Origin of the sequence: Aeromonas sp. QDB20, assembly GCF_027707805.1 — a bacterium.
Taxonomy (GTDB): domain Bacteria; phylum Pseudomonadota; class Gammaproteobacteria; order Enterobacterales; family Aeromonadaceae; genus Aeromonas; species Aeromonas dhakensis.
Genome location: NZ_JAPCJC010000003.1, coordinates 200,453 through 224,899 on the forward strand (window position 1 = coordinate 200,453; position 24,447 = coordinate 224,899).

Below are 24,447 nucleotides of genomic sequence, written 5' to 3' on the forward strand. Positions count from 1 at the left end.
GTGCGATGCGAGCATGGTGGTGGTTGTGGTGTCTGCTGTCGATATCGGCTCATGGCGAGACGCTGCGTCTCTACGACTATCATCAGCACCCCCCCTTCATGACCGGGGAGCAGAGCGGTCTGAGCCGGGATCTGGTCAAGTATCTCAATGAAAAGCTTGGCGGAGAACCCAAGCTGGAACTTTGGCTGGTGAATCGGGCCAGACTGGCGCTGGAGATGTCGGATCCTGGCTTTGACGGTCTGGTGGCCTGGGTCAATCCCGCCTGGGTGGGGGATCCCCAGCGCGAGCGCTACCTCTGGACCTTTCCCATCATGCGCGATACCAACGAGCTCATTTCGAGTGCCGACAGACCGGTCACCTATCGCGGGCCCGATTCGCTCAAGGGGATGACCTTCGGCGGCATCGAGGGGTACCACTATCAGGGGATCGACGAGGCGTCGGCCAGAGGCGATCTGGTGCGGGTGGATGCCAAGAAGGTCAAGACCAACTTCAGCCTGCTGGTGCGCGGCCGCATCGACGTAACCCTGGTGCCGGGCTCGGCGCTCACCTTCTTTACTCACGACCCCGCCTTCGAGGGCAAGCTGTTCGTCTCGCCCTTCGCCCAGTCCAGCTATACCCGTCACATACTGTTGCCCAAATCCCGCAGCGATCTGCATGACAGGCTGAACGACATCGCCGAGCAGATGGACCGGGATCCCAAGTGGCACGCCATCCTGGAGTCCTACCGCGGCAGACCCTGAGCGTCGGCGTTGCGGCGCAGATGGCGCCCGAGCCTGTGCAGCGGCAGCAGGCTCACCAGCAGGCCGGCCCAGACGAAGGCAAATCCCACCGATTTCACCGGATCCGGTGTCTCGCCAAACCAGAAGATGGCGAGCAGGAAGGCGAGGCTGGGTTCGATATATTGCAGCAGTCCCACCGTACTCATGCGGGTGCGCATCATGCCGTAGCAGAACAGCCCCACCGGCAGCAGGGTGGCGGGGGCGCTGCCCATCAGCAGCAGGCGTTCGGTCCAGTCACCGGTCACGAACTGGCTGGCGCCGCTTACCGCCAGAGCGCCGATGATCAGCAGGGCGACGGGCAGCTGCACCAGCGCCTCGAGGTAGAGGCTGACGCCGGCGTCATAGTGCACCTTCTTCTTGAGCAGGCCATAGAGGGCGAAGTTGGCCCCCATGACCAGGGAGAACCAGGGCAGCTGGCCGTAAGAAAAGAGCATGTAGGCCAACCCCGCAAGGGCCAGCGCCACCGCCAGGTGTTTTTGCGGGGTGAGCTTCTCTTTGAGGAACAACACGGCGAAGACGATGTTGAACAGCGGCGTCATGAAGAAGGCGAGGCTGGTGGCCAGCACCTGGCCGGTGGTGAGGCACCAGGTGAACATGCACCAGCTGATGGACATGACGGGGCCGGCCAGCAGGATGAGGCCGAGCTGGCGCGGTTCGCTGCGCAGCCGCGCCCAGGGCACCCGGTAGCCGATGAGGAGGAACAGGATCCCCAGCAGCACCGCCGACCAGAGTACCCGGTGGGAGAGCAGCTCCCACATGTTGACCGCAGGCATGAACTGGTAATAGAGGGGCAGCATGCCCCACAGCACGAATGAGAGGGCCGCGCTGCCGGTGCCCATCCAGTTCTTCATCTCTCTCCGTTTATTAAATTAAACAAATGTGGCTGCATAATAAGTATCTGCTGAATCTTTCACAAGCAGGATCCGGGGGAAAACTCTGCTACTATCGGGCCCATGAACCGACTCGACAGTTTGTTTGCACAGATCCGTGCCTGCCGCCTGTGCGAGGCACACTTGCCGCTCGGGCCCAGACCGGTGATCCGTGGCAGCGAGCACGCTCGCCTGCTGATCATCGGCCAGGCGCCAGGCACCCGGGTGCATGCCAGCGGCATCCCCTGGGACGATCCTTCCGGCGATCGCCTGCGCCAGTGGCTCGGAGTGGACAAGGCCACCTTCTACGATGAATCCCGCATCGTCATCATGCCGATGGGGCTCTGTTACCCCGGCAAGGGCAAGTCGGGGGATCTGCCGCCGCGCCCCGAATGTGCCTCCACCTGGCACGACAAGGTATTGATGCTGCTGCCCAACATCGAGCTGACCCTGCTCATCGGCCAGTATGCGCAAGGCCACTACCTGCGGGATGCGGCGAAAGGGTCGCTGACCGAGACGGTGCGCAGCTGGGCGGACTACGGTCCGGCCTGGTTGCCGCTGCCGCACCCGTCACCGCGCAACACCTTCTGGCTCAAGAAGAACCCCTGGTTCGAGCAGGATGTGGTCCCCCATCTGCAACAAAGGGTCGCCCCGCTGCTGGGGTGACCCTCGTTGGCTAGAGCGCCGGTTCGGCCTGTGGTTTGGGCTTGCTGCGGGCCATGGCGATGAGCGGCAGTATGATGCACAGGCACCCCAGCAGCAGCGGCAGGCCCGGCTGCTCATCGAACAGCCATACCCCGATGGCGACCGCCATCAGCAGGCCGGTGTACTCCGCGGAGGCGATCTTGCTCGCCTCCGCCTTGCGATAGGCCACCACGCACAACCCCGCATAGACCATGATCAGCGCCGAAGAGCCGAAGGCGGGCCACCACATCTGCCACTGCCAGTCGCCCCCTTCCCACCAGGCCAGCGCCAGGATGAAGGGCATGCTCAGCACGTTGGTAAAGAACAGGGTCTGGGCGATGGGCTGCTGGAGCGGGATCCGCTTGATCAGCAGATTGTTGAGCGCCATGGAGAGCGCTACCCCGAGTGCGGCCAGCGCCGCCCAGTTCACCTCGGTGGGGCGCAGCACGATCAGCACCCCGACAAAGCCGATGAAGGCGGTCAGCACCTTCTGGCGCGAGATCGCTTCCCCTGCCAGCCACACCGCCAGCGGCACCATCATCAGCGGCGCCGCATAGAAGAGGGCGTTGGCGGTGGCCAGCGGCAGCCGGGTGAGGGCGATCACCATCAGGCAGACGCCGATGGCCCAGATATGGGCGCGCAGCAGGTGCCACTTGAGCGCCACCGGCGGGTTGCGACGCCATGACCAGAGCAGCCAGGGGGTCAGCAGGATGGCGGCGGAGAGCTGGCGGAAGAAGACAAACTGAAATACCGGCTGATCCGGCTCCAGCACCTTGACCAGCGCGTCGGAAAAGACTGCCACCATATTGCCCAGCACCAGATAAAGGATGCCGATCCCCACTGCGTTCATGCTACCTCCTGCGTCAGATGAGGGAAGGGTAGCCCGCGCTTCGTTATCCAGTAAAATGATAAAAAATCACCATGCATGAGAATTTTGGATAATGAAGCTGCCTCCCCTGCGTGCCGTTCAATACTTCGAAGTGGTTGCCCGCCTGCTCAGCTTTTCCCGCGCGGCCCTTGAGCTGAACGTCAGCCAGAGCGCGGTCAGCCACCAGATCCGCCTGCTGGAGGATTTTCTGGGGGAACGGCTGCTGCTGCGTCAGGGTCGGCTGCTGTCGCTGACGGCGCAGGGCGAGGTCTATTTCGAGGGGATCTCCGCCGGGCTCGGCCAGATTGCCCAGAGCAGCGAGCAACTGCGTGGCGGCGGCGAGATGCGGCTGCGGCTCGCGGTCTACAGCTCGTTTGCGGTGAAGTGGCTGATCCCGCGTCTGGCTGGGCTGCGCCAGCTCTACCCCGAGCTGGATCTCAGCCTGGAGATGGTGGCGGAGGATCCCGAACTCTCCGATCGGGTGGCGGACTGCTTCATCACCGTCTCGCCCCACGGTCGGGGCTATTGTCATGATCTCATCTACCGGGAGCGGCTTTTCCCGGTCTGCAGTCGCCGCTTGCTGCAGCAGGTGGAGGGGGAGTGGCCGGACGCCATCTGGCAACTGCCACTGCTGTCGGTGCAGTCCATCTACAAGGCGCGGGGAGAGGATTGGCAGCGTTGGGCCAAGGCCGGGGGACTGGTGATCCCGGCGGAGGCGCGGATGCACCACTTCAGCCATGTGTTGCTGGCGATGGAGGCCGCAGCCTGGGATCAGGGGGTGGCATTCGTGAACGACTACATGCTGCGACCGGATGATCCCCAGCTGGTGGCCTTGCCGGTACACCAGCTGGAGACGGGGGATGCTTTCTACTTCACCTGCAAGCGCTCGCGGGCCCATGAGCCCGCCATCAGCCGGCTGCGCCAATGGCTGATGATGGAGACACGCCAGAGCATGCCTCTCTAGGCTCAGGCTTTCTTGAACTGGCTCAATACGAACAGGTTGGTGGCGCAGACCACCACCGACGGGCTGGGATGTGGAGTGACCTGATTACAAGGATCAGGCCACTTTAGGCTTAGGCTTTCTTGAACTGGCTTAATACGAACAGGCTGGTGGCGCAGACCACGACAGACGGGCCTGCCGGCGTGTCCTGATACCAGGAGAGCAACAGCCCGCCGAGTACGGCAAGGCAGCCGATGAGCGCGGCGAAGCCGGCCATCTGCTCCGGTGTCCGGCTGAAGCGGCGGGCGGTTGCCGCAGGGATGATCAGCAAGGAGGTGATGATCAGCGCCCCGACGAATTTCATCGCCACCGCGATCACCAATCCGATCAGCAGCATCAGCACGCAGCGCAGCACATCGACCCTCACCCCTTCCACCCGGGCCAGCTCCTCCGAGATGGTCATGGAGAGCAGGGGATCCCACAGCCGCCACAGGGTGAGCAGCACCAGGACGCCGCCGCCGTAGATCCAGATCAAGTCCATCGGCTGCACCGAGAGCAGGTCACCGAACAGGTAGGCCATCAGATCCACCCGCACGTTGTCCATGAAGCTCAAGGTGACCAGACCGAGCGACAGGGCGCTGTGGGCCAGGATGCCGAGCAGGGTATCGGTGGCCACCTGCTGGTTGCGGCTCATGATCACCAGCAGCATGGCCATGGCGAGGCAGCAGACCACCACCGCCAGGGTGAGATCCACCTGCAGCAGGATGCCGAGCGCGATGCCGAACAGGCAGGCGTGGGAGAGGGTGTCGCCAAAATAGGCCATCTTGCGCCACACCACGAAACTGCCGAGGGGGCCGGCCAGCAGGGCGATGCCGAGGCCGGCCGCGAGGGCGTATAACAGAAAGCTGTCCACTTGATGATCCTGTCGGGTACGTTATTGATTGCGGGAGGGCAGGCGAATGACGGGGGCCTGCGGTTCATGATGATGGTGTTCGCCGTCGCAGTGATGATGGTGGGTGTAGACCGCCAGCACCTCCTGCTCCGGTCGGCCGAACAGACGGGCAAACTCGGGGTGGCGGGCCACGCTCTCCGGTTCGCCGTGACAGCAGACGTGGCGATTGAGGCAGATCACCTCGTGGGTGCTGGCCATCACCAGATGCAGGTCGTGGGAGACCATCAGCACGGCGCAGTTGAACTCGGCGGCCAGCTGGCTGATGAGGGCGTAGAGCTCGATCTGGCCGTTGATGTCCACCCCTTGCACCGGTTCGTCCAGCACCAGCAGCTCGGGCTTGACCAGCAGGGCACGGGCCAGCAGCACCCGCTGCATTTCGCCGCCGGAGAGCTTCTGCATCCGGTTGTCCAGTAGATCTTCCGCGCCGACCCGGTTCAACGCCTCCTCGATGGAGAGGCGGCCATTCTTGCCAAGCTGCAGGAAGCGGCGCACCGTCAGCGGCAGGGTGGGATCCAGATAGAGGCGCTGGGGCACATAGCCGACCCGCAGGTCGCGGCTGCGGGTGATTTGGCCCGAATCTGGCGTGAGCAGACCCAGCACCAGCTTGCTCAGGGTACTCTTGCCTGCCCCGTTGGGGCCGACCAGGGTAGTGATTTTGCCTTTGTTCAGGGTAAAGGAGACCTTGTCGAGCACGAGTCGTCCATCAAATGAAAGACAGACCTCTTTCAGCTCCACCAGTTGGGTCATGACAGCTCCGGGGTTTACAGCCTGTGATAGTTATAATATAACAATAACGTTGGTTTGTTATATTATCACACACACACTTCCTGACGAGATCTCTATGCGAATTCTTGCCCTGATCACTGCCCTGCTGGCGGTGAGTCTGCCTGTCCGCGCCCTCGAGGTGCTGACCACCATCAAGCCGCTGGGTTTCATCGCCGCGGCCATCACCGACGGCGTGAGCGAGCCCAAGGTGTTGCTGCCGACCGGCGCTTCGCCCCACGATTTCTCCCTGCGCCCCTCCGATATTCGCAGCATCAACGAGGCCGATCTGGTGGTGTGGGTCGGCCCCGAGCTGGAAGGTTTCATGGCCAAGCCGCTGGCCAAACATCCCCATGTGCTGACCCTGACCCGGGTGGAAGGGATGCCGCTGTTTGATTACAGCAAGCAGGCCGGTCATGAAGAGCACGCCGACGAGGCGCATGAAGGCCATGACCACGACGGTCATGAGGGGCACCACCACGAGGGCGTCGACCCCCACATCTGGCTGGGTCCGACCCAGGCGCTGGTCATCGCCAATGCCCTGAGCGAAACCCTGAGCGCTCAGGATCCTGCCAACGCCGAGCGTTATCGCGCCAATCTGCTCGCCTTCAAGACCAAGGTGGAGGCCAAGGACAAGGTGATCGCCGAGCAGATGAAGGCGGTGAACCAGAAGGGCTATTTCGTGTTTCATGAAGCCTATGGCTACTGGGAGCGCCACTATGGCATGAGCTCCAAAGGCCACTTCACCGTGAGCCCGGAGCGACGCCCCGGTGCAAAGACTCTGGTGGAGATCCGCAAGGCGCTGGAAGAGAAGAAAGCGAGCTGCATCTATGCCGAGCCGCAGTTCTCGCCGGCGGTGATCGAGTCGGTCGCCCGCAATACCGGCGCCAAGGTGCTGCTGCTGGACGAAGTCGGTGAACAGGTGCCGCTCGGCCCGGATGGCTATCCCCGCTTCATGCAGCAGCTGGCCGACGCCTTCGCCGAGTGCCGTTGACCGCGTCGAAGCGCCCGCGTGCCCGCTACTGGGGCAGCCAGGGGCAACTATACTGACCTCCAGCATCTGACAGGGAGTGTCTGGTATGAAATGGCTGCTCGTTCCCACCTGCACGTTGGCGCTCTGCTGTGCCAGCGTGCAGGCTTCCCGTCTCTCCGAATACATGGCCAGCCCTGCACTGCAGGCAAAATTGCAGGAGGTCTATGGCGGTCGAGCCCTCCAGCGGGCGGAGGCCTTTTCGCGCCTGCTGACGCCAAGGGCCGGCACCACGGATCAGCAGAAGATCGAGCTGGTCAACAACTACTTCAACAACCTGACCTACAGCGAGGATCCCAAGTTATGGGGGATGGAGGATTATTGGGCCAACCCGCTGGAGTTTATCGGTGCCCGTGGTGGCGACTGCGAGGATTACAGCATCTCCAAGTACTACACATTGATGGAGCTTGGGGTGGACGAGAAGAAGCTGCGGCTGGCTTACGTCAAAGCGGTGCGCTACAACCAGTTTCATATGGTGACGCTCTACTTCGCGACCCCCAAGTCGGATCCGCTGGTGCTCGACAACATCAACAACCGGATCCTGCCCGGCAGCAAGCGGACCGATCTTATCCCCGTCTACAGTTTTGATGCCAAGAGCATCTGGATCATGAAGTCCCGCCGCGAAGGAACCCTGGCAGGCAGTGCCGACAGGCTGGCGCAGTGGACTTCGATGAAGACCCGTTTTTCCAGCGAGCAGTTGCGCTCCCCCCGCCGTCAGCTATAGCTTGCCCGCCGCTTTCAACTCCTCGAAATATTTTGCCGCGCCCGGATGCTGTTCGATGCTCAGCACCGGGCCGGTTTTATTGCGCGCCTGGTGAAACAGGTTGGCGTAACCGTAGGTTTGCTCATTGAACTTGGTTTGCTGGGCCAGCATGGCCCGGGTCAGGCGGTAAACGTCGGCCTGTGGCGTGCTGGCGGTGGTTACCAGGGTGGCGGCGATGGCAAAGGTCGGCGTCGCCTTGAGGTTGCCCGGATAGATACGCGCAGGGATCTGGCTGCGTTGGTAATACTTGACCCCCTTGAGCAGCTGATCCCGGGTTGCCCCCTCGATCGGCAGGAAACGTATGGCGCAGCGTTTGGCGGTATCCAGCACAATGCGGTTGGGGTGACCCATCACCAGGCCATAGGCGTCGATCTGTTTGCTGCACAGGGACTCGGCCAGATTGGCCACGCTCTTGAGATCGAGATCCGGCTCCTTGGCGTCCAGCACGTTGAACAGGGCGAGTGCCGTCTGGCGGGTACCGGAGCTCTTGAGCCCCATGTCGATGGGGGCCAGCTTGAGTTGCTCCAGGCTGGTGATGTCGCCGTCGGCCCTTACCACTATGGTAAAGGGCTCGGCGTGAGTGGCGAAGATGGCCCTGAGCTCTGGCTGCGGCTGACTGGCATACGGACCCAGGCCGTTACTGGCCTGGTAGAGCCAGTCCGACTGCACCAGCGCATAGCTTGTCTCGCCGCTTTTCAGTTGGCGCAGATTTTCGATGGAGCCCGAGGTCGCCTGCGGCTTGCACTGCAGTCCGGGATCGCTCTTGTTGGCGAGCCGGCAGAACTCTTTGGCGATCTGATGATAGATCCCCTGTTCACCGCCGGTGGCTATGGTGGTGGGGTTGGCCAGCAGTGGCAGTGGCCACAGCAGGGCGAGCAACAATCCGGTCCTGTTCATCATGCCTCCTTGCCGGCGTAGCCATCGATGCCCCAGTTGCGCAGGGTGTCGATATCCTGAATGTCGCCGGCCTCCGCCAGCAGGGTGTAGCCCGCGCTGTGCAGGCACTGGGCCACCAGATTCCAGTAGAGCGGGGCCTGGGTCGGCTGGCAGCTGATGAAAACGGGATTGATGGGGTCGAGCTGATTGAAGGTCTCGTTGGTCATCGGGATGGCGCTGAAGGCCATCTCCACCCCTTGTTCCTGCAAGGCGGCCAGCCGCTCCTGGGCAAGGGGTGGCACATGCTCCTGATCCCAGCGCCAGTCGAGGGTCTTGCCTCTGCCCTTGGCCAGCAGAGGTGCGAATTGTGCCCAGTCGGGGTGGCCGAGCAGGCTGAGCGGCAGTTGCAGCCCCTCGACTGCATGGTGCAGCCAGAGATCGAGCAGGTGCCGGATCTCGTCTGGTGAACTGTTCAGTGACGGGGTGACTTCCGGAATGAGGCGGCTGTAGAGACGAATGCTGCCCTGGGTCGAGAAGAAGTGTTGCTGCAACAGCCCCTCTCCTGCGCAGGTCAGAGTCTGCAGCGGCTCATTGACCATGGGGAGCTGTTTGCCGAGCTGGCTTATCTTGAGCCGTTGCTGCAGCAGATCCCGTTTGCGTTCGGACACCAGCTGGTTGACTGAGCCGGCCAGCTCCTTGAGATCCTGCAGCCAGGGAGCGTCCAGGGTGCCACTGAACTGGCGTTTGCGGATCTTCACCAATTGCAGATTGATCTGCTCGAGCGGGCGCAGCAGCCGTTTGCAGACCCAGGAGATCACCAGGGTGAACACCAGCAGACCTGCCAGCAGGGCCGTGCCGGTACGGCTGATCGCATTCCACAGATGCTGGTAGGCATAGCCCGTGTGCCCTTCCAGGGTGAGGGTGCCCAGCATGCGCCAGCCATCGGTCAGCTCCTGCTCAATTTTTACTGGCGGCATGTCGATAACAGAGGGGAGCCAGGTCGGCACGTTCTGTTGCGCGGTGTGGAAGACCTTCTGAAACAGCACCTGACCATCCGGATCCAGCAGGGTGACCGCGCTGACGAAGCCGCCATCGAACATGGCGTTGACTATGGTCTCGGCCAGTACCTTGTCATCGTTGAGAAGGGTGCCTTGCAGCACCAGCCCGAGGGCGGTGATGGCGGTTTCCAGATTGGCGGACATCTGATCGAGGATGGATTGCCGTACCGTGGTGACTTCCAGCATGAACAGCAGGACGGCGCCAATCAGGAACAAAATCAGGATGATTCGATTTAACAGTTTCGCTAACGACATATCCACTCCATGGAAAAGTTATCGCAACATGTTGAAACCTGGGGTCGGAGGTGAGCTGACCCGGCTCTTAAAAATAGGAAAAAATGGTTAAAAAAGACGATCATTTCTGCCCATGAAGGAATGTTATGCATAAAATGTGAGGTTCATGCAGATTGCTATGAACTAATTGTGAGTATTTAGGTCAAACAATCAGTTTTATACGGTTTCATAACAAACAGACTGACCACTAACACCCTTGGATCTAATGACAGGATAGCGGATGAAACGTCTCCGTCCCTTGGTAGCGCAGGCCGCCAATTGGGAACCCCCGGTTCCCCGCAAACACTTTTACGCCATGCTACTGCTGACGGCCATGACGCTGTCGGCGGTAGCCATATTGCCAGCCCCGGGTGACATCCTGGAGCGGCCGCTGCGACTGGAGTTGCCGATCGCCACCAATGGCACCGCAACCAACGAAGACAATACGGACTTCAACGACATCCCGGATCACGAGCTGGTAGAAGCCGCGACGCCGGAAGATGACATCCCGGCCGACGCCACCCCCCAGTGGCAGGATTACCGGGTTCGCAATGGCGAGAATCTGACCACCATCTTCAACAACCTGGGTCTTTCCACCACCACCCTCTACAAGGTGCTGGATGCCGACACCAAGAACAATCTGGCACGGCTCAAGCCGGGCCAGACCATCGAGCTGCTGATCGATCAGGACAACATACTGCAGCAGATGAAGATCCGCCTGAACATCAAGCAGACCCTGGTGCTGGAGCGTACCGACGACACTTACAGCGCCAACATGCTCAATGAAGAGGTGGAGTGGCAGAAGAAGAGCTATGACGGCGTCATTAATGGCAGCTTCTACGTGAGTGCCCGCAATGCGGGGATCCCGGCCAACCATATCCAGAAAATTGCCAACCTGTTCCAGTGGCGGCTCAACTTCGCCAAGGATCTGAAAAAGGGCGACAAGTTCAAGGTGCTGGTGCGTCAGGAGACGGTCGAAGGCAAGAGCACAGGCAACACCCAGCTGCTCGGGGTGGAAGTGTTCAGTCAGGGTCAGAACGTCTCCGCCTGGCTGTCCGAAGATGGCAACTACTACGATGGGCAGGGCAACAGCCTGGAGCGCGGTTTCCGCCGTTACCCGACCCACAGCCGCTACCGGGTCAGCTCCAGCTTCAACCCGAATCGCCGTCACCCGATCACCGGCCAGGTGCGGCCTCACGAGGGCACCGACTTTGCCCTGCCGGTCGGCACCCCCGTGATGGCGACCGGTGACGGTGTCGTGCTAAAGGCGACCAGCCACCCGCTGGCCGGCACCTATGTGGTGATCAAACACGGTCGCACCCTGATGACCCGTTACCTGCACCTGAGCAAGCTGCTGGTCAAACCTGGCCAGAAGGTGAAGATGGGTGACAAGATTGCCCTCTCCGGCAACACGGGTCGCTCCACCGGCGCTCACCTGCACTACGAGGTGCGGATCAACAACCGCCCGGTGGATGCCATGAAGGTCAAGCTGCCGATGGCGGAGCCGCTCTCCGGCAAGGAGAAACGCCAGTTCCTCGCCAAGGTGAAGAGCTATCGCAAGGAGATGGAGGCCGGTTGATGCCTCTCTCGCCGACATAAAAAGGCCCCGCCACGCTGGCGGGGCCTTTTTGTTGGCTGGCGGCCATCAATAGCCCTTATCGAAGTCGATCTTGCCGTCCAGCGGTTGGCCATCGATGAAGCGGATGTAGTTGCGCACGAAGATCTGGGCCACGTCTTCGGGGAAGCTGTAAGCGCTGTTGTGCGGCGTGACGATGAGGTTGGGCTGGCCCCAGAGCGGGCTGTCGGCGGGCAGCGGCTCCTGCGCGAATACGTCCAGCACCGCCATCCCCAGCTTGCCGGTGCGCAGTGCCGTGAGCAGGTCCCCTTCGTGGATGGCGTTGCCGCGCCCCACGTTGAACAAGATGGCTCCCGGCTTGCAGTGCTCGAAACGGGCGGCGGTGAAGAGGTGATGGGTCTCGCGGGTGGCGGGCAGCACGCTGACGATGACGTCGGCCTGCGCCAGCATCTTGTTGAGGGCGGGCAGCTGATATACCTGGTCGAAACCAGCCCGTTCGCGACCACCGCGGCTGACGCCGAGCACCTTCATGCCGAAGTGCTTGCCGGTGTGGGCGATGTGCTGGCCTATGCTGCCGGTGCCCAGGATCAGCAAGGTGCGTCCCTTGAGACCGTGATAGGGGTGGCTCTGCCACAGCCGCTGCTTCTGCTGTTCCCTGTAGAGGGGGATCTGGCGCATCAGGCTGAGCAGATGACCGAACACGTACTCGCTCATCAGCGGGCCGAAGATGCCGCGCACATTGGTGAGCTGGTAGTCACGGCGGCAGCTGGCATCCAGCAGCACGTCGACCCCGGCGTAGGTGGATTGCAGCCAGCTGAGTTTGCCGGCCTTGGCCAGCAGCGGCTTGGCCCGCGCCGGTTCGGCCATCAGGATGTGGGCCTCGCCGATCACTTTCTCGGCGTCGCTCTGGTTGTCGGCTCTCAGAATGCGCAGATGAGGGAGGTGGGCCGCCTTGAGCAGGCGCTCGTAGTGAGCATTGTCCTGGCTGAGCAAAAGAAGGGTACGTTGACTCATACTCTTGTTCCTTATCAGATTTGCGGCGCGGGAGAGAGGCCGCTCTGCCTTCATCTTACCCGAGTTGACCGGCCAACATAGCCGACCAGGCCGCTTTTTCGTTTTCGCGCGGCCCCTCGTGGGCTACAATCTGCCCCACATTTTGCAAAGGATCCGACTCCAGTGTTTGGTGACAAGTTTTATAAGCGACTGGCCGAGTTACAGCCTTGGCAACAGACGGTCTACACCCTGGCGCTGGCAGAGCGCATGTACCCCAACTATGCGCTGTTTTCCCAGGCCTCCGGTTTCGGGGATGCGAAGGCATTTCGTCACGCCCTGGATCAGATGTGGAACTACCTGACGGTGAAAGGATCCCGGGTCAATCTGGGGGCGATTCTGGAAGCGTTCGAAGTCTACATTCCGGAACCCAGCAAGTTCGAATCCTACGGTGCCTATCCGGCGCTGGATGCCTGTGTCGCCTTGGGCTGCGCCTACAACTCGGTGATCTGCCGGGTAGGGGAAGAGGCCAACGACGCCAGCCATGCCTCGGTCGGTACGGTCGCCGGTTTCATCGAGATGTTGGAAGAGCGCGACCTCACCGACGAAGAGCTCTACGAGCACGAATACATGGAGGCCGAGCTGGAGTTCCAGGTCGAGCTGCTCAAGCGGGTTGCCCACGAGCGTGACAGCGACCGCATCCTGGCCGTGCGTGCCTTCGCCGCCCAGGACGGCGTCTCCAATATCGGCATCAGCCTGGAAGAGTGATCCCGCTCGTCTCGGCCCATAAAAAAAGCTCCCGTTCGGGAGCTTTTTTTATGCCCGTTCTTCGGTGAGGGGCCGGACGCTCAGCACCGGGGCCGCGTCTATCTCGTCGGCATTCATCATGGTGGAGATACGCTGCAAAGAGGAGAGCAGCAGGGTCTGCTCCCAAGTCTCAAGTGCTTGAAAACGCTGAATGAAGCGCTCCTGCAGCGGGGTCGGCGCCTGGGCCAGCAGGGCTCGGCCTGCGTCAGTCAGTGTCGCATGCACCTTGCGCTTGTCGGTTTCGCTGCGGATGCGTTGCACCAGCTGGCGGCTCTCGAGGCGGTCCATGATGGTGGTGGCGGTGGCCTGGCTCATGTTGGTGTGATCCGCCAGCTGACGCATGGAGATCTGACCCAGCTCGTCGATCCCCTTGAGCAGCAAGAGCTGGGGCGAGGTCAGGCCTGCCTCCTTGATCAAGCGCTTGGAGTGCATGTCGATGGCACGAATGATCTGGCGCAGGGCGACCAGCACTTCATCATGTTTTTCCATGGGGTATGAAATCGTCGAGGGGTGATTGGGAGGCGCAAAATTCTCCGCCTAATTCGTCACAAGGTCAATATGGTTTTTACTGTAATCTTTTCTGCTCTAATTATTTTGTGTTAGGGTAATGAGCTTTCCCCCTATTTTCCCCTGCTGTTTCGAGGAGCAAGATGATGAGTGACGAACTGGACATCAAAGCGCTGGTGGCCGACCTTCGAGTGGTCAGAGTCCGCTATGAACTGCCTGATACCTCGGCTTTCGTGCGTTACCAGCCCGCCTATGACGAAGATCCCAACAACCTCAAAGTGCATCACTACGACGGTGAGTTGCCGCTCTCCTGCAGTGAAACTGGTTCTTTCAACCTAAAGGAATTGGTGAACGAATTGCGCTATGCCTATGTGCTGGTGCACCTCTTCCCGGACGAGAGCGCCATGAACTTCTACCTGACCGGCCTCGATACCGGGCTGGCCCAGCTGGAGTTCATCGGCGGCTCCTACGACTTCAACCGGCTCTGGATCACCAGCGGCATCTCCAACCTTGGCGTGCCCATGGCCATCTTCCTCGGCAAGCGCCACGCGGTGAACGGTCAGCCCTCCGTCAGCCTGGTGGACCACAGAGCGCAGACGGCCGGCATGCTGGTCTACCGCGCCATCGGCGGCGCCGGTGATCACGTGGGTGAAGACTTTTTCAACAACGACTAAGGAGGCCAGATGAGAGCAAACAAAGGGCTGTTCAAAGGCCTCAACCCGACCATGGCCATGACGGCGCTCACCGTCATCACCCTGTTCCTGCTGTTCGGGATGTTCGTCCCCGAAACCGCCGCCACCTGGTTCGTGGGGGCCAAGGACAAGATCATCGCCGGGTTCAAGTGGTACTACATCCTGGTGGTCGCCCTGTTCCTGTTCTTCGCCATCTATCTGATGTTCAGCCGCTTCGGCAGCATCCGGCTGGGTGACGACGACCAGGTACCGGAGTTTGGCTACTTTGCCTGGTTCGCCATGCTGTTCAGCGCCGGCATGGGGATAGGGCTGGTGTTCTGGAGCATCGCCGAGCCCATGTACCACCTGCAGGGTAACCCCTTCGTCACCGAAGGGATGACCCCGGAGGCGGCCCAGATCGCCATGCGTCTCACCTTCTTCCACTGGGGCCTGCACCCCTGGGCCATCTACGTGATCGTCGGCCTGTCGCTCGCCTTCTTCAGCTACCGGCGCAAGCTGCCGCTGGCCATCCGCTCCGTGCTCTATCCGCTGCTCGGCGATCGCATCTACGGCTTCTGGGGTCATGCCGCCGACGTGCTGGCGGTGTTTGGTACCGTGTTCGGGGTGGCGACCTCCCTTGGCCTGGGGGTCTCCCAGATGAATACCGGTCTCAACCAGATGTTCGGCATGGAAGTCTCGCAGGCGAACCAGCTCTGGCTCATCGGCGGCATCAGCCTGATCGCCACCCTGTCGGCGGTCTCCGGCGTCGGACGCGGGGTGAAGATCCTCTCCGAGCTCAATATCTGGTTGAGCGTGTTCGTGCTGGGCCTGTTCCTGGTGCTGGGGCCGACCACCTACATCCTCAACGCCTATGTGCAGAACATAGGTGACTACCTGCAGAACATCGTCAAGCTGAGCTTCTGGACCAACACCGAGGCCAACGGCACTTCGGCCTGGCAGTCGAGCTGGACCGCCTTCTACTGGGGCTGGTGGATCGCGTGGGCGCCCTTTGTCGGCATGTTCATCGCCCGCATCTCCAAGGGGCGTACCATCCGCGAGTTCGTGCTCGGTGTCTTGCTGGTGCCCTCCCTGCTCGGCATGTTCTGGCTCACCGTGTTCGGCGGCACCGCCATGAATCTGGAGCTGTTCGGCAGTGGTGGCGTGGTGGCCGCGGTCAATCAGGATGTCACCCTGGCGCTCTACAAGACGGTGGAGCTGCTGCACTGGGAGACCTTCGGCTGGATCGCCAAGGGGGTGCTGACCCTGCTCATCTGTACCTACTTCATCACCTCCAGCGACTCGGGCACCCTGGTCATTACGACTCTGCTCTCCATCGGGGATCAGGATCCCCCCGTGCTGCACCGCGCCGTCTGGGGGCTGGGTCAGGGGCTGGTGGCCGCCATTCTGCTGGTATCCGGCGGACTGGCCGCCCTGCAGGCCGCCAGCATCATAGCCGCGTTGCCCTTCTCGGTGATCATGCTGGCCATGTGCTACTCCCTGATGCTGGGCCTCAAGCAGGAGAGTCAGCACCAGTTCGAGTATCGTCAGAAGCTCAAGCGCCACGAGGGCTCCAGCCACATGAGCCTGATGGACAGGATAGGGTCGGCCTGACGACAGGCCGAACCATGAAAACGAAAAGGGGAACCTCACGGTTCCCCTTTTTATTGCCGTGTTGATGACGGTTTACAGCATCTGCTTGAGGCGATAGAGCAGGTCAAGCGCCTGACGCGGGGTCAGCTCGTCCGGGCGTACAGCTTCCAGCTCATCAACTACCGGATGGCTCTGGGGCGGCAGGGCGACCGGGGCAGGGCGTACTTCGCCGGCGGCCACCGGGGTGGCGCTCTCCAGCTCGTGCAGCTTGTGACGGGCCTGAAGGATCACCGATTTGGGCACCCCCGCCAGCGCCGCTACCTGCAGGCCGTAGGAGCGGCTGGCCGCCCCCTCCTGTACAGCGTGCATGAAGGCGATGGTGTCGCCGTGTTCCACCGCATCCAGATGGACGTTGGCGAGCCCGCTCATCAGCTCCGGCAAGCGGGTCAGCTCGAAGTAGTGGGTGGCAAACAGGGTGTAGGCGCCAATCTTGCTTGCCAGCTGCTCGGCGCAGGCCCATGCCAGCGAGAGGCCGTCGTAGGTGCTGGTGCCGCGGCCAATCTCGTCCATCAGCACCAGACTGCGGGCGGTGGCGTTGTTGAGGATATTGGCGGTTTCGGTCATCTCCACCATAAAGGTGGAGCGGCCGGAGGCGAGATCGTCCGACGCCCCGATGCGGGTAAAGATACGGTCGATGGGGCCGATGCGGGCGCTGTCGGCCGGCACGAAGGCGCCGATATGGGCCAACAGCACGATGAGCGCAGTCTGGCGCATGTAGGTGGATTTACCGCCCATGTTGGGGCCGGTGATGATCAGCATCCGCCGCTCCCGCTCCAGCCGGATGGGGTTGGCGATGAAGGGGTCGGTCATCACCTGCTCCACCACCGGATGGCGGCCCGCCTCGATCAGGATCTGATCCTCGTCGATGAGGGTGGGGCAGCGGTAGTCGAGGGTCTCGGCCCGCTCGGCCAGGTTGGCCAGCACGTCCAGCTCCGCCAGGGCGGCGGCGGACTCCTGCAGATCGCCGAGGTGCGGCAGCAGGGCATCGAGCAGCTCCTCGTAGAGGCGTTTCTCCAGCGCCAGCGCCTGGGCCTGGGCGGTGAGTACCTTGTCCTCGTACTTCTTCAGCTCATCGATGATGTAGCGCTCGTTGTTTTTCAGCGTCTGGCGACGGATGTAGTGGGCCGGCACCAGATGGCTGTTGGCACGGCTCACCTCGATATAGAAGCCGTGCACCTTGTTGTAACCCACCTTGAGGGTATTGATGCCGGTCAGCAGCCGCTCGCGCTCCTCGATGCGGGCCAGGCTGGCGGTGGCGCCGTTGGCCAGATCCCGCAGCTCGTCCAGCTCGGTGTTGAACCCTTCGCGGATGACACCGCCATCGCGAATGAGCACAGGCGGCACCTCCATCACGGCGCGCTCCAGCAGGTCGAACAGCTCGGGGAAGGTGCTGGCCCGCTCGCGCAGCTGCTGCACCGCCTCGTGCTCGCTGCCCGCAAGCAGGCGCTGCAGTTCCGGCAGTTGGGAAAAGGCCTGGCGCAGCCGGGTGAGGTCACGCGGACGGGCCGAGCGCAGGGCCAGGCGCGCCAGCACCCGCTCCACGTCGCCGACCTGACGCAGCAATCCACCCAGCTCGTCGTAAAGGTTCTGCTCGATGAGCTCTTTGATGGTGCTCTGGCGCCCTTTGAGGATCACCCGGTCGCGGATCGGCTGATGGATCCAGCGTTTGAGCAGCCGGCTCCCCATGGGGGTAGCTGTGCAGTCCAGTACGGCGGAGAGGGTGTTGTCATGGCCGCCGGCCAGATTCTGGGTCAGCTCCAGGTTGCGGCGGGTGGCGGCATCCATGATGACCGCATGATCGGGCTGCTCGAGGCGCACGCTGCGAATGTGGGGCAGGGCGGTGCGCTGGGTGTCTTTCACGTACTGCATCAGACAGCCGGCGGCGCACAGGGCGGTCTCGCTCTGCTCGACCCCGAAGCCCACCAGATCCTGGGTACCGAACTGCTGGCACAACAGCTTGCGGGCGGTGCCGAGCTCGAATTCCCACTCCGGGCGGCGGCGCAGACCGCGGCGACCCTCGACGTGGTGCAGGAAGGCGAACGATTCTGGGTAGAGCAGCTCGGCCGGGTTGGTGCGCTGCAGCTCCGCCAGCAGGGTCTCTTCTTTCTCGAACTGGTTGATGAAGAAGCGGCCGGAGCCTATGTCCATGGTGCCATAGCCGAAGCGGCGGCCATCGTGGTAGACGGCGGCGATCAGGTTATCCTGCCGCTCGCTGAGCAGCGCCTCGTCGGAGACGGTGCCCGGGGTGATGATGCGAATGACCTTGCGCTCCACCGGCCCCTTGCTGGTGGCGGGATCCCCTACCTGTTCACAGATGGCGGCCGATTCGCCCAGCTGCACCAGCTTGGCCAGATACCCTTCGATGGCGTGATAGGGTACACCCGCCATGGGGATGGGGCTGCCGGCCGACTGGCCACGCTTGGTCAGGGAGATGTCGAGCAGCTGGGAGGCCTTGCGAGCATCGTCGTAGAACAGTTCGTAGAAGTCGCCCATCCGGTAGAACAGCAGGATCTCCGGGTTCTCGGCCTTGAGGGTCAGATACTGCTGCATCATAGGTGTGTGCTGGTGTAAATTTTCTATTGTTATCAATGTCTGTTCGCCATTAAGTTGCTGTTATTGCACCTATCTTTTTCATTGTTAAGGCTCAGCATGGTTCAGTTTGTCTCATCAAAGCTCACTAAATCTTGCTTTAAAGCGTAGGTTAAAGCGTAGGTTTATGTGATGATGAACGTGGTTGAAATGAAAACCTACGCTTTTGCTCTCATAAAAAACGATATGAAAGGATGTAAGTGATGGCCGCGCCCCAGAATAGCAAACCGCTTTCTTACAAGGCAATTGAGTCGATGAAGCCAGGAGACAAAGATAAAGTCGACGTCGGTGATTACCGAGGATTGCGAGTAGCGTGTGGAAAAACGGGAAAGAAAAGCTTTTACTATCGCTACAACGACCCTTTGAATCCGCGTAAGCAAAAGCAAGTCACCTTAGGTGTCTTTCCTGCCATGTCCTTGGAGGAGGCCAGGACCAAGTTCAAGGAATTGAAGCTCATGAGGCATCAAGGTGTCTGTCCGGCTACAGAGCTGAGCGCAGTTAAAGTCAAGCGCGACCAAGAGTCTGAAGTCGTTGCACCGTTTACCATCACTGACATGATCGAGCTTTACCTGACTGAGCACATCGAAGATCGGCATGCCAAGGAAGGAGGAATTTTACTTGGAGCCCGTAAACCCAAAGGGCAAGCAGAAACACGAAGGACTCTCTATAACGATCCTGTGCGTGCATTCGGAGAGAGGTTAGCCACAGAGGTGCCAGCTAACGATATCGTGGCTTTGGTCATGGAGATTGTTGCGCGGGGAGCGAATGTGCAAGCTGGTAGTGTTCTGCGTGAGCTGTCAGCTGCTTTCGATTATGCAATTGGAACGGGCAAACTGGATGAGCACTTTGTAAACCCAGTTACGAACGCAAAGAAAAGATTAAAATTAGCGAAAGTGCGTTTAACATGTCAAAAAGGAACTCGAATTCTTAGTGATGAAGAGCTAAAAAAATTTCTTCTCTGGTTACCAAGTTCTGGTTTTACTATTCCACAGAAAAACGTGCTCAGAATGACGTTATGGACAGGATGTCGTACCGGAGAAATCTGTGGTGCTTATTGGCGAGATATTGATCTAAGTAATGGCACATTCCATTTAAAAGAAACGAAAACTGATACCGAGCGATATGTTCAGCTTCCAAGACAAGCTATCGACTTTCTTCATTCACTGAAATTAATTACAGGTGATTGTTTATTTCCATCGCTTTTGACTAAAAAGCCGATACCTCAAAAATTGTTAACTGAAACTGCGTGGCGACTGCGCAAAGACAATGTAATGATTGATATACCTTCGTGGACACCACATGACCTTCGGCGTACCGTTAGAACAGGGCTTGCAAAGCTGAAATGTCCAAGTGATATTGCAGAGGCAATATTAGGTCATGCCCCAAAGGGCATAGAAGGAACATACAACCTCCACAGATACAATGATGAGTGCAAAGAGTGGTTGCAAAAGTGGGCGGATCATTTAGACAGATTAACTGCGATATAGATGATTTTCCTCGATTAAATATAGTTTTCCGTGGGGGCGTAAGTGCCCCCATGTAACATGCAATTTCATAGCTAGCTTAAACATTGATGCAACTACCCATCAGGATTGATGCTGCAGTACGCATCGTTAATTAGTTTTTCTATGACTGCATTTCTTTTTATTCCCTTTGCCTTTGTAATTTCTTTTAATTTTCTTTCAATGTCTACACTCATGATAAAATTATATTGTTTGCTGTCTGGATTGTTCTTTCTGTATTTTTTTTGGGTTAGGGATTTTTTAAGTCTATCAAATTTAACTATACAGTCACTTTCTTTAAATATGAAGAGTAAATCAAAGTAAGTTGTAATGGCTTCAGAAATATCATCATTGCTATTGCCGTCAATTATTTTTAAAAAAATGTCATCTTGATCTATCTGGTCTTTTATCCATAACAAATCTTCATTATCTAATCCTTTAAAGTTCAACCAGCTTTTAGGTTTTTGTTTTTTAATTATTTTACTCCAAAGCAATTCAATAAACTGAAGGTGTTTGGACTTTATAGCGATGCCATCGTCTAAGCGATCAAAATACTCAATTACCCTTTCTTTTTTTTGACGAGAGGTTTTGGCTCTTGGGTGGCTATTGGTAAAACGCATGTGACTTAATGATATTGCATCTTCAAAAGAATTGCTTCTAAAATAAGCTGGCCCTGGTTGACTAAGATTTGGGATGGTTTTTTTGTAAAGGTCACTGTCTTTATCAAAAAAATAACTCCAATTATTGATTATAGCGAATGCAAAATTACACACTCTTTGGTTCGTTACCTGTATCCAGCAAAAGTGCTCCATTTCTAGACAGCTGCTACTGAACTGTTTGAATAGAAATTCTGCGATTGCGTCAGTGTTCTCTAACTGGATGGCGTTATCTATTTTCCGAATGTAGTTTGCGACAACATAATCTTGTTTTGTTTTGAAATAGTCATTAAAAATTAATAAAATTGAGTCGGAATCAGTGTTGATGGTGTCAAAATGTAGTTGATACAGAATATATTCTGCAAATCTTCTCATTTCCTCCGTAGCTTTCAGTCTATTGAAGCGATCGCCCCATGGGTATTTAGATTCATTTTCTATTGGTAGCCCATGGCTTGGTAATTTCATATGAATCCACTCGCGTTAAATATTGTTTAAATTTGATACTAGTGTTTTTCTAGTGTCAGTCAAGTGTCATTGTAGGGTTTTTATAGGGTTTTTCTAGTCTATAAATAGTGTTTTTTATGGGCTCCCAGCCCAGTGTTTTGTCGATTTTCATTGATATGTATGCATTTTTTATGAGTTAGAGAGTGTTGTGTGTAGCCTCTCGTCCCCCAGTGAAAAAATCAGGCGACAACTCCCCAGCCACTGGGGGCTCGTGATTGGTGTGAGTCTGTTCATCATTGTTTTTTACAGAGAGCTTGTATGTGAAGACCTGTAGTAGCATCGATGAGTCGTTGATGATTTGGTATTGGCTGTGGATTATTGAGTATAAATGGTGGGGCAATGAAGCTGCTGTGATGATGGAGTCTGGGATATGTAAAAATGAACACAGAGCACCTTAGGTATGAAAAAACTTAAGGAGAGTAAAATGGGTCTCATTAAAATAAATGAATTGATCGCGATGACTAAGCTATCTCGCCCAACAATCTATCGGCTAATCAAGGCAGGGAAGTTCCCTTCACAACTCCAAACATCGCCAAAGACGGTAGCATGGGAAAAATCAGAAGTAGAAGACTGGATTCGCAAATTGGTAATGGAGCGAAAAAATCATAACTAATAATATCTTGGCTCCCTTTTTTGGGAGCTGTTTTTTAAGTTTAATGGTTTCATTATGGTCTATTTGGAGCCGATAAATGAAGGCTGTCAATCTGCTGTGCAGATTAAGTTTATGGCATAGAATAATTGCTTGATCGTTGAGGCTAAGTTCAGAGTAAGTTTTTTATTCTAATGCTCGGTATTATCGAGACCTTATCGAAAATACCTACGATTCTTTTCGGTGATTTAGTCGGCTACTTAGTTCGGTAATAGTATTACATATACACGCGAAGTGTATAACACGGTAGAGGGGGTAGGAGATATATCGAGGGTGAGAGTGATACACCATCAGAGTGTATCGCAGAGTATGTGAACGAGAATGTGTGATATATACACTTCGTGTATACCAATCAGATGCACATCAGGCTTGTACATCAGATATAAGCCATTAGCTGTATAGATCTGCATAGCAAAGTATATGTAATGCACAGAGTGCTAAATGCAGGTTGGTATATCAACCTAGTGGTTTGATAAGAGAGAACAGTATCAGTTGTCCGTAAAGTTTTACGTAGCAATCTTAATTACTTACGATAAGTGGGGTCACCTGAGTATCTAACCAACGGTTATAGGTATTCCATGCGAGCTATAGGAACTTATATGAAATCAAAAGTCGGGTATCATTTAATAGCCGACGAGCTAGAAAACTTACGAGTTGTGGCTGAGGCTAAGTATGGTTCAATATCTTTTGAGCAGTTGAAAACATCCGTGGAGGTAATCGCTAACTTCTTGAATAAACACCCACGAGTGTTTGCAGTGCGCGTTGACCTCCGCTTCCCCCTGATATCCATCATGGATGATCCGGATATGCCGACAAGCTTCCCACCGGAGGTAGAGGAGGAAAAGGTTATTAAGCGCTTTATAGCTTCACTAAAAAGCCAAATACAGGCGGCACGTCACCGTAAGGGTAAGGCTGGTAAACCATTTTTCTTGGGATTTATCTGGGTGAAGGAGCAAGTAACAAGCCAGTACCCTCATTATCACGTGGTGCTACTATTTAACCGAGATGATTACGGTCATCTTGGGGACTACTCTAATCTCGATGGAGATAACATGGCTACGCGTATCCGTAAAGCTTGGTGTAGTGCATTGAGGCTCGCATACCCTGATTATGCGTCTTTGGTGCATTTCCCTGATGATGCAGAGTATCGATTTGATCGCCGAGATGCTGACCTACACAATGAGAAATTTTATAAATTCTTGGAGAGGACAGCGTATTTATTTAAGTTACGCTCAAAATTGCGAGGTGAACGTAATTACGGACGTAGTCAACTGATAAGGTAATGTTCACACTTAATTCACTGGCCCTAGCGGGGACGCCTGACCATTCAAATTCAATTCGGGAGTTTCTACTCCCGGATCTGTTAAGCTAATCCCTCATTTGTTATCGCATCAGCTGGAGTAATTCATGGCAGCCTATTCCCCTCCCTTCACCTTGACCCATGCCATGTTGAGCCGAGTGGCGGAAATCGCCGAGTTGGTGGGGCAGTGGCGCTTTGCTCAGAGCTCCCAGGTGCCGATGCTGCGTCGGGAGAACCGGATCCGCACTATCCAAGCCTCCTTGGCTATTGAGCACAATACTCTGAGTGTTGAGCAGGTGACGGCAGTGATTGAGGGGAGGACGGTACTCGGGCTTCCACGGGAAATCCAAGAAGTCGGTAATGCGTTTGCGGCCTATGAAGCAATGCCTGATTGGGATCCAGCTTCAGCTGATGATTTACTTGGTGCTCATGGACTCCTGATGCGTGGAGTCTGTGATGATGAGGGTCACTGGCGTAACGGTGGTGTAGGTATCTATCGAGGCGAGCAATTAGTGCATATGGCTCCCCCTGCGAACCAGGTCCCTCGTCTGATGGAACAACTATTGACCTGGCTGGCTGAGACCGAGGCTCATCCCCTATCGCTTCCTGTGCCTTGCATTATGAGTTGGAGTTTATTCATCCCTTTGCGGATGGAAATGGTCGGATGGGGCGTTTATGGCAGGCGGTGATCTTGAGCCGATGGCAGCCAGTGATGGTCTTTTTGCCAGTGGAGACGGTGATCAAAGCGCGGCAAGATCTCTACTATCAGCAGCTAAGCCAGGCTGATAGTCGCAGTGATTGTACCGAGTTCATTCTCTTTTTACTGGAAGCGCTGCGCGATGCGCGGGCCCAGGCGATGGCGATTCAACCAGCAGCAGTATCACCTCATCAGGAGAAAATGCGGGTAGAAATGAAGGTTGAAACGCAGGTAGAAAAACGGGTGAAAACACCGCAGGCCATCTTGGCGGAACTGACGGCTGAGCCGACCATAACGCTCAAGCAAGTCGCAGAGCGGATTGGGAAGTCGACCAGTACAGTGGAGCGGTTGCCGTGCTGGCCAAAGACGGGCGATTACGCTTTGTTGGGCCGCGTAAGAGCGGACGTTGGGAGGTATTGGAGCCTGATACCCGCTTCAATATCCAATTACTATCTCCATCCATACGGCATACCACAAAGGTAATAAAATAAGAGA

24 protein-coding genes are annotated in these 24,447 nt (G+C 57.4%); 14 read left to right on the plus strand and 10 right to left on the minus strand.

Features of this window, described 5'->3' with window-relative positions:
• The first annotated feature begins 5 nt into the window (after positions 1–5).
• Complete coding sequence (locus PG897_RS04795; protein WP_005305238.1) at positions 6–740, plus strand: substrate-binding periplasmic protein; 735 nt, start codon at positions 6–8, stop codon at positions 738–740.
• On the opposite strand, the gene rarD is transcribed toward PG897_RS04795, so the two are convergent.
• The gene (gene rarD, locus PG897_RS04800; RefSeq protein ID WP_215270456.1) at positions 722–1,630 is read right to left on the minus strand and encodes an EamA family transporter RarD; all 909 of its coding nucleotides are present in this window, start codon (positions 1,628–1,630) and stop codon (positions 722–724) included. The genes PG897_RS04795 and rarD overlap by 19 nt on opposite strands.
• Positions 1,631–1,732: 102 nt before the next feature.
• Between rarD and PG897_RS04805 the strand changes: the two genes are divergently transcribed.
• The gene (locus PG897_RS04805; RefSeq protein ID WP_270828752.1) at positions 1,733–2,314 is read left to right on the plus strand and encodes a uracil-DNA glycosylase family protein; all 582 of its coding nucleotides are present in this window, start codon (positions 1,733–1,735) and stop codon (positions 2,312–2,314) included.
• 10 nt (positions 2,315–2,324) lie between these two features.
• Here PG897_RS04805 and PG897_RS04810 read toward each other — a convergent pair whose 3' ends face one another.
• Positions 2,325–3,182, minus strand: a complete 858-nt coding sequence (locus PG897_RS04810; protein ID WP_005305226.1) for a DMT family transporter — start codon at positions 3,180–3,182, stop codon at positions 2,325–2,327.
• Positions 3,183–3,273: 91 nt separating this feature from the next.
• On the opposite strand from PG897_RS04810, the gene PG897_RS04815 reads away from it, so the two are divergent.
• Entirely contained in the window at positions 3,274–4,164 is an 891-nt protein-coding gene (locus PG897_RS04815) for a LysR substrate-binding domain-containing protein (RefSeq protein WP_017778342.1), read from the plus strand.
• A gap of 109 nt (positions 4,165–4,273) precedes the next feature.
• Here the strand turns inward: PG897_RS04815 and znuB are convergent, their stop codons facing one another.
• Both znuB and znuC read right to left on the minus strand, forming a co-directional pair.
• Complete coding sequence (gene znuB, locus PG897_RS04820; protein ID WP_268028008.1) at positions 4,274–5,053, minus strand: zinc ABC transporter permease subunit ZnuB; 780 nt, start codon at positions 5,051–5,053, stop codon at positions 4,274–4,276.
• A gap of 21 nt (positions 5,054–5,074) precedes the next feature.
• Positions 5,075–5,839: a zinc ABC transporter ATP-binding protein ZnuC gene (gene znuC / locus PG897_RS04825; RefSeq protein ID WP_019838979.1), complete on the minus strand. Its 765-nt coding sequence runs from the start codon at positions 5,837–5,839 to the stop codon at positions 5,075–5,077.
• Between the two features lie 94 nt (positions 5,840–5,933).
• Between znuC and znuA the strand changes: the two genes are divergently transcribed.
• The gene (gene znuA / locus PG897_RS04830) at positions 5,934–6,848 is read left to right on the plus strand and encodes a zinc ABC transporter substrate-binding protein ZnuA (RefSeq protein ID WP_270828753.1); all 915 of its coding nucleotides are present in this window, start codon (positions 5,934–5,936) and stop codon (positions 6,846–6,848) included.
• 85 nt (positions 6,849–6,933) lie between these two features.
• Positions 6,934–7,608 (plus strand): transglutaminase-like cysteine peptidase, encoded by a 675-nt coding sequence (locus PG897_RS04835; RefSeq protein ID WP_123246654.1) that lies wholly within the window; start codon positions 6,934–6,936, stop codon positions 7,606–7,608.
• Here PG897_RS04835 and PG897_RS04840 read toward each other — a convergent pair.
• Entirely contained in the window at positions 7,603–8,544 is a 942-nt protein-coding gene (locus PG897_RS04840) for a TAXI family TRAP transporter solute-binding subunit (protein WP_270828754.1), read from the minus strand. The two genes, PG897_RS04835 and PG897_RS04840, sit on opposite strands and share 6 nt — an antisense overlap.
• Positions 8,544–9,836 (minus strand): LapD/MoxY N-terminal periplasmic domain-containing protein, encoded by a 1,293-nt coding sequence (locus PG897_RS04845; RefSeq protein ID WP_005305206.1) that lies wholly within the window; start codon positions 9,834–9,836, stop codon positions 8,544–8,546. Before PG897_RS04845 ends, PG897_RS04840 begins: the two co-directional genes overlap by 1 nt.
• A gap of 259 nt (positions 9,837–10,095) precedes the next feature.
• On the opposite strand from PG897_RS04845, the gene mepM reads away from it, so the two are divergent.
• Entirely contained in the window at positions 10,096–11,433 is a 1,338-nt protein-coding gene (gene mepM / locus PG897_RS04850; RefSeq protein ID WP_005305203.1) for a murein DD-endopeptidase MepM, read from the plus strand.
• Between the two features lie 66 nt (positions 11,434–11,499).
• Here the strand turns inward: mepM and PG897_RS04855 are convergent, their stop codons facing one another.
• Positions 11,500–12,444 carry a D-2-hydroxyacid dehydrogenase gene (locus PG897_RS04855; protein ID WP_017778336.1) on the minus strand — a complete coding sequence of 315 codons (945 nt, stop codon included), beginning with the start codon at positions 12,442–12,444 and terminating at the stop codon, positions 11,500–11,502.
• Between the two features lie 162 nt (positions 12,445–12,606).
• Between PG897_RS04855 and PG897_RS04860 the strand changes: the two genes are divergently transcribed.
• Complete coding sequence (locus tag PG897_RS04860; protein WP_005305197.1) at positions 12,607–13,188, plus strand: YjaG family protein; 582 nt, start codon at positions 12,607–12,609, stop codon at positions 13,186–13,188.
• Between the two features lie 48 nt (positions 13,189–13,236).
• On the opposite strand, the gene PG897_RS04865 is transcribed toward PG897_RS04860, so the two are convergent.
• Positions 13,237–13,716: a MarR family winged helix-turn-helix transcriptional regulator gene (locus PG897_RS04865; RefSeq protein ID WP_005305194.1), complete on the minus strand. Its 480-nt coding sequence runs from the start codon at positions 13,714–13,716 to the stop codon at positions 13,237–13,239.
• A gap of 164 nt (positions 13,717–13,880) precedes the next feature.
• Between PG897_RS04865 and PG897_RS04870 the strand changes: the two genes are divergently transcribed.
• Positions 13,881–14,408, plus strand: a complete 528-nt coding sequence (locus PG897_RS04870; RefSeq protein ID WP_201880036.1) for a hypothetical protein — start codon at positions 13,881–13,883, stop codon at positions 14,406–14,408.
• A 9-nt stretch (positions 14,409–14,417) separates the two neighbouring features.
• On the plus strand, positions 14,418–16,016 hold the full coding sequence (locus PG897_RS04875; protein ID WP_201880039.1) for a BCCT family transporter: 1,599 nt from the start codon (positions 14,418–14,420) through the stop codon (positions 16,014–16,016).
• Between the two features lie 72 nt (positions 16,017–16,088).
• On the opposite strand, the gene mutS is transcribed toward PG897_RS04875, so the two are convergent.
• Entirely contained in the window at positions 16,089–18,644 is a 2,556-nt protein-coding gene (gene mutS / locus PG897_RS04880; protein WP_270828755.1) for a DNA mismatch repair protein MutS, read from the minus strand.
• A gap of 203 nt (positions 18,645–18,847) precedes the next feature.
• On the opposite strand from mutS, the gene PG897_RS04885 reads away from it, so the two are divergent.
• Positions 18,848–20,131, plus strand: coding sequence for a tyrosine-type recombinase/integrase (locus tag PG897_RS04885; RefSeq protein WP_042081336.1), 1,284 nt, complete (start codon positions 18,848–18,850; stop codon positions 20,129–20,131).
• Between the two features lie 92 nt (positions 20,132–20,223).
• Here PG897_RS04885 and PG897_RS04890 read toward each other — a convergent pair whose 3' ends face one another.
• Positions 20,224–21,267, minus strand: coding sequence for a hypothetical protein (locus tag PG897_RS04890; RefSeq protein ID WP_201976738.1), 1,044 nt, complete (start codon positions 21,265–21,267; stop codon positions 20,224–20,226).
• Between the two features lie 463 nt (positions 21,268–21,730).
• On the opposite strand from PG897_RS04890, the gene PG897_RS04895 reads away from it, so the two are divergent.
• From PG897_RS04895 to PG897_RS04910, 4 genes are all read left to right on the plus strand, one after another.
• Positions 21,731–21,919 (plus strand): helix-turn-helix transcriptional regulator, encoded by a 189-nt coding sequence (locus tag PG897_RS04895; protein ID WP_042081333.1) that lies wholly within the window; start codon positions 21,731–21,733, stop codon positions 21,917–21,919.
• Between the two features lie 635 nt (positions 21,920–22,554).
• The gene (locus PG897_RS04900) at positions 22,555–23,238 is read left to right on the plus strand and encodes an inovirus Gp2 family protein (protein WP_270828756.1); all 684 of its coding nucleotides are present in this window, start codon (positions 22,555–22,557) and stop codon (positions 23,236–23,238) included.
• Positions 23,239–23,362: 124 nt separating this feature from the next.
• Positions 23,363–23,944 carry a Fic family protein gene (locus tag PG897_RS22555; protein WP_333563738.1) on the plus strand — a complete coding sequence of 194 codons (582 nt, stop codon included), beginning with the start codon at positions 23,363–23,365 and terminating at the stop codon, positions 23,942–23,944.
• Positions 23,881–24,435, plus strand: coding sequence for a Fic family protein (locus tag PG897_RS04910; protein WP_333563739.1), 555 nt, complete (start codon positions 23,881–23,883; stop codon positions 24,433–24,435). The genes PG897_RS22555 and PG897_RS04910 overlap by 64 nt, the downstream gene beginning before the upstream one ends.
• The last annotated feature ends 12 nt before the right edge of the window (positions 24,436–24,447 follow it).

Bases quoted from the DNA above. Each gene is read 5' to 3' on its own strand.
- PG897_RS04795 (WP_005305238.1), top strand. From the start codon at position 6: ATGCGAGCATGGTGGTGGTTGTGGTGTCTGCTGTCGATATCGGCTCAT.
- rarD (WP_215270456.1), bottom strand. From the start codon at position 1,630: ATGAAGAACTGGATGGGCACCGGCAGCGCGGCCCTCTCATTCGTGCTG.
- PG897_RS04805 (WP_270828752.1), top strand. From the start codon at position 1,733: ATGAACCGACTCGACAGTTTGTTTGCACAGATCCGTGCCTGCCGCCTG.
- PG897_RS04810 (WP_005305226.1), bottom strand. From the start codon at position 3,182: ATGAACGCAGTGGGGATCGGCATCCTTTATCTGGTGCTGGGCAATATG.
- PG897_RS04815 (WP_017778342.1), top strand. From the start codon at position 3,274: ATGAAGCTGCCTCCCCTGCGTGCCGTTCAATACTTCGAAGTGGTTGCC.
- znuC (WP_019838979.1), bottom strand. From the start codon at position 5,839: ATGACCCAACTGGTGGAGCTGAAAGAGGTCTGTCTTTCATTTGATGGA.
- znuA (WP_270828753.1), top strand. From the start codon at position 5,934: ATGCGAATTCTTGCCCTGATCACTGCCCTGCTGGCGGTGAGTCTGCCT.
- PG897_RS04835 (WP_123246654.1), top strand. From the start codon at position 6,934: ATGAAATGGCTGCTCGTTCCCACCTGCACGTTGGCGCTCTGCTGTGCC.
- PG897_RS04840 (WP_270828754.1), bottom strand. From the start codon at position 8,544: ATGAACAGGACCGGATTGTTGCTCGCCCTGCTGTGGCCACTGCCACTG.
- PG897_RS04845 (WP_005305206.1), bottom strand. From the start codon at position 9,836: ATGTCGTTAGCGAAACTGTTAAATCGAATCATCCTGATTTTGTTCCTG.
- mepM (WP_005305203.1), top strand. From the start codon at position 10,096: ATGAAACGTCTCCGTCCCTTGGTAGCGCAGGCCGCCAATTGGGAACCC.
- PG897_RS04855 (WP_017778336.1), bottom strand. From the start codon at position 12,444: ATGAGTCAACGTACCCTTCTTTTGCTCAGCCAGGACAATGCTCACTAC.
- PG897_RS04865 (WP_005305194.1), bottom strand. From the start codon at position 13,716: ATGGAAAAACATGATGAAGTGCTGGTCGCCCTGCGCCAGATCATTCGT.
- PG897_RS04870 (WP_201880036.1), top strand. From the start codon at position 13,881: ATGAGTGACGAACTGGACATCAAAGCGCTGGTGGCCGACCTTCGAGTG.
- PG897_RS04875 (WP_201880039.1), top strand. From the start codon at position 14,418: ATGAGAGCAAACAAAGGGCTGTTCAAAGGCCTCAACCCGACCATGGCC.
- PG897_RS04885 (WP_042081336.1), top strand. From the start codon at position 18,848: ATGGCCGCGCCCCAGAATAGCAAACCGCTTTCTTACAAGGCAATTGAG.
- PG897_RS04890 (WP_201976738.1), bottom strand. From the start codon at position 21,267: ATGAAATTACCAAGCCATGGGCTACCAATAGAAAATGAATCTAAATAC.
- PG897_RS04895 (WP_042081333.1), top strand. From the start codon at position 21,731: ATGGGTCTCATTAAAATAAATGAATTGATCGCGATGACTAAGCTATCT.
- PG897_RS04900 (WP_270828756.1), top strand. From the start codon at position 22,555: ATGAAATCAAAAGTCGGGTATCATTTAATAGCCGACGAGCTAGAAAAC.
- PG897_RS22555 (WP_333563738.1), top strand. From the start codon at position 23,363: ATGGCAGCCTATTCCCCTCCCTTCACCTTGACCCATGCCATGTTGAGC.